Origin of the sequence: Streptomyces flavofungini (genome assembly GCF_041028215.1) — a bacterium.
In the GTDB taxonomy this organism is placed as follows: Bacteria; Actinomycetota; Actinomycetes; order Streptomycetales; family Streptomycetaceae; genus Streptomyces; species Streptomyces flavofungini_B.
Genome location: NZ_JASKYR010000765.1, coordinates 1 through 3,242, shown reverse-complemented (window position 1 = coordinate 3,242; position 3,242 = coordinate 1). Strand labels below are relative to the sequence as shown.

Sequence of the window (3,242 nt, the reverse complement as noted above, 5' to 3'; positions counted from 1 at the left end):
GGACTGATCGGCCTGAACCCTCCTGCGCTCCTCGTGCCTTCCGCAGGACCAGGGCGGTCAGGGACTCCGGGTGCGCGTGGCACTGCTCGATCCCGACAGCCGGACCCTGGCGCAGGGTCCGGCTGTCGGGATCGAGCAGTGCCACGCGCACCCGGAGTCCCTGACCGCCCTGGTCCTGCGGAAGGCACGAGGAGCGCAGGAGACTGTGGTTCAGGCCGATCAGTCCCAGACCGCGTACCGCGAGGATGTCCAACTCTCGCGCGCGCCCCGCGTGCGTAAACCCGTACCACCTCGGGGAACGTCGCAAGGGTGAACGTGCCGTCGCCCGAGTGCCTCTCGCGGCCCGCCGCGAGGCCGAGCAGGTGCCGGGCGCTGTCGGGCATGTGCAGGCCATCGGCGATTCGCTCGTAGACGTCGAGGCGGGTCACTTCGCGACGGCCGTTGATGATCTCGTTGACGCGTGACTGAGTCATGCCGGTGGCGGACGCGATCCGGGCTTGGCTGGCCCCGGAGTACTGCTGAACGTGTCGGAAGACGGCGCTTATGTTCCGGGCGCGGAGTGCCTCACGGACCTCGACGCGTTCCCATGCCCAGTCCGGGAGCCCGATCGTTGCTGAAGCCGTCGTCACAGTGCAACCCCGGTCATCCATACACGGAACGGAAGTCATCTCACCGTGAGATTACCGCTGGGGGATCGCATCAGCACCGTCCGTCACCAGAAGCTGGCCGGAGCGACAGAGTCCTGACGCCCGCGTGACAGAGCGGATCGAGCCGGATGAGTGGAAGTGAACGTGGCTGAGACAGCGAAGTGGATCGTGAGCGCGGGAGACGGCGGTCGAACCTGTGGTACTGCCGTGGCCGACTGGCTGGCGCGCTCGCAGCGTGCCCCTGAACTGGCCGCTCGGGAATGGACGGAGACGGGCGTCGCCCTCCTCCCGCTCGGCAGGCGCTTCGACGCCGCCCGCCTGCCTCAAGCCCTCGTACAGGTGGCCGTGGGTGTGACCGTGCCGCACGAGACCGCCGTGCGTGTCGCCCGACTGCTCGACGGACCCGTCATCTACGACGACCGCGCGATGGGCGGCACGTATTACGCGTTGATGCGGCCGCCCGGCTTCCGAACGTGGGAACACCAGGCTGTCGCGCCGTGTCTGAGTCACGGCACCTTCCTGGGTGTGCCGAGGCTGGACCGGGTCGAGCCACCCGGCACGTACTGGGTGGCGCCGCCGAAGTTCGCGGGCGATCTGTGCGAGCCCGCCACCGTGGCAGCGGTCGTGCGCTCCGGGAGCCGACCGGATGAGGAAGTCCGGCCGTGAGCACGTCGCCGCCGCTCACCCTGTACCGCTGTGAGGAACTCCTGTATCAGGTGTACCTGGCGCATCTCGTCGGTTGTCCGCCCTGCCGGACGGAGGCGGATACCTGCGAGGGCGGTGTGCGGATGCGGCGCGGTTTGGCGGCACTCCACGCCGCGGCCGCACGAAAGCGCGGTCGCTAGGCCTCCCCGTCCGCCGCCGCGTAAAGCCCCGCCACGTCCAGCTTCTTCATGCCGAGCATCGCCTGCATCGCTCGCTGGGCGCGGGCCGGGTTCGGGTCGTTCAGCAGGACGGGGAGGGCCTTCGGGACCACCTGCCAGGACAGGCCGTACTTGTCCTTGAGCCAGCCGCAGGGGCCCTCCTCGCCGCCCTCGGAGAGTGTGGACCAGTAGTGGTCGACCTCCTTCTGGTCGGCGCAGTCGATCATGAAGGAGACGGCCTCGTCGAAGGTGAAGTCGGGGCCGCCGTTGATCGCCGTGAAGCGTTTGCCGTCCAGGACGAAGTCGACCGTCAGGACCGTGCCCGCCGGGCGCGGGGCGTTCTCCCCGTAGTACGAGATGTTCTTGACCGAGCTGTTCGGGAAGACCGAGACGTAGAACCTCGCGGCCTCCTCGCTCTGTGTGTCGAACCAGAGGTTGGGTGTGATCTCGGGCATGACGGCACTCTCCTGTCGCGTGGGCGCCGGACCTGCCGGACGCTCTCCATAACCCAGACCGTCGCACCGGGGCCAACTCATCGCCACGCGGTCAGGTGGGAAGGAGCGGGTTCAGGAAGGGCTCCTTCTCCAGGGTGATGCCGAAGTAGCGGTCGTACGCCGCGAGCACCTCCGCCTCCGAGGTCAGCTCGGTGACGTCGCGTTCGCCGTCCGCCGTCGTGGTGAGCTTGCGGCCGCTGAGGGTCACCCGGCCCGTCCCGGTGAGGATCGAGCAGACCAGTGAGCGGGTGAAGTGGGAATCCGGTGACGTCCGGTGGTACCAGGCGCCCGCCGCGAAGTCCGCCAGCGCGCGCGGGCGGGCGTCGAGGAGGTACTGCGGGCTGCCGTCCCGGAGTACGTCCAGGTCGCCCGACTCCTTCTCCGTCAAGCGGAACGTCCCCGCCGGATCGGCCTGGTCGCCCCGCTCGTCGAAGCGGAGCGGCAGCTCGCTGTGGGCGCCGAAGCCCACGTCGGCCAGCCAGTCGCCGCCGTCCTCCGTGCGCACGCGCAGCGCGAGGTGGTCGAAGGGGATGCCGGGCCGGCCCGCCTCGCCGTACACCCGGCCCTGGAGCAGCGCGGCCTCGAAGCCCAGGGAGGTGAGAAGGGCCGCGAACGCGCCGTTCAGTTCGTAGCAGAAGCCGCCTCTGCGCGCCTCCACCACCTTCGTCACCAGGGCCTCGTCGGTGAGCACGATCTCCTCGCCGAGGTGGATCGAGAGGTTCTCGAAAGGAACGTGGCGCAGGTGTGCCGCGTGCAGCACCTGGAGGGCGTGCGCGCTGGGGGAGTCGGGGCGCTCCACGCCGATGCGCCGCAGGTAGGCCTCGGTCCGGTCCGCGTGCATGGCCATGGGCAGGTGCGAGTGCGAGTGCGAGTGCGAGTGCGAGTGCGTGTGCGTGTCCGTGTGCATGTGGCCAGTCTCGCGGTGGTCGCCTGGGGGCCGCCATGGGCCTCCGGCGGGCGGTCACCCCGTACCACCGCCCTAGGACCTCCGGCCGATGCTCGGGGCGACTCCATAAATTGGGTACGGTGTACGCTGCCCCCCCCCCCCCCCCCCCCCCCCCCCCCCCCCCCCCCCCCCCCCCCCCCCCCCCAGCGCACCGGCAGCGACATCAACCCGAGCCTCGAACTGCTCTGGGGCAGCGGCGAGCGCCCCACGCGGGGGCCGAAACCGGCGCTCACCCTGGACCGGATCATCACCGAGGCGGTGCGCCTGGCCGACGCCGTCGCCTGTGCTCGTC

4 protein-coding genes and 1 pseudogene are annotated in these 3,242 nt (G+C 70.2%); 2 read left to right on the top strand and 3 right to left on the bottom strand.

What is annotated here, in order from left to right; genetic code table 11:
- On the bottom strand, nucleotides 1-650 hold a 650-nt coding region (locus AB8Z36_RS34050), incomplete at its 3' end, for a helix-turn-helix domain-containing protein (RefSeq protein ID WP_369217252.1).
- Nucleotides 651-791: 141 nt separating this feature from the next.
- Here AB8Z36_RS34050 and AB8Z36_RS34045 point away from each other — a divergent pair.
- A complete protein-coding gene (locus AB8Z36_RS34045) occupies nucleotides 792-1,313 on the top strand; it encodes a hypothetical protein (RefSeq protein ID WP_369217251.1) in 522 nt (173 codons plus the stop codon).
- Nucleotides 1,314-1,488: 175 nt separating this feature from the next.
- Here the strand turns inward: AB8Z36_RS34045 and AB8Z36_RS34040 are convergent, their stop codons facing one another.
- The gene (locus tag AB8Z36_RS34040) at nucleotides 1,489-1,965 is read right to left on the bottom strand and encodes a VOC family protein (RefSeq protein WP_369217250.1); all 477 of its coding nucleotides are present in this window, start codon (nucleotides 1,963-1,965) and stop codon (nucleotides 1,489-1,491) included.
- A gap of 91 nt (nucleotides 1,966-2,056) precedes the next feature.
- On the bottom strand, nucleotides 2,057-2,845 hold the full coding sequence (locus AB8Z36_RS34035) for an arylamine N-acetyltransferase family protein (RefSeq protein ID WP_369217253.1): 789 nt from the start codon (nucleotides 2,843-2,845) through the stop codon (nucleotides 2,057-2,059).
- 267 nt (nucleotides 2,846-3,112) lie between these two features.
- Between AB8Z36_RS34035 and AB8Z36_RS34030 the strand changes: the two are divergent.
- Nucleotides 3,113-3,242: pseudogene (locus AB8Z36_RS34030) on the top strand (TetR family transcriptional regulator); the annotation flags it as partial.

Excerpts from the sequence above, each read along its gene's own strand:
- AB8Z36_RS34035 (WP_369217253.1), bottom strand. The coding sequence starts at position 2,845 with ATGCACGCGGACCGGACCGAGGCCTACCTGCGGCGCATCGGCGTGGAG.
- AB8Z36_RS34040 (WP_369217250.1), bottom strand. The coding sequence starts at position 1,965 with ATGCCCGAGATCACACCCAACCTCTGGTTCGACACACAGAGCGAGGAG.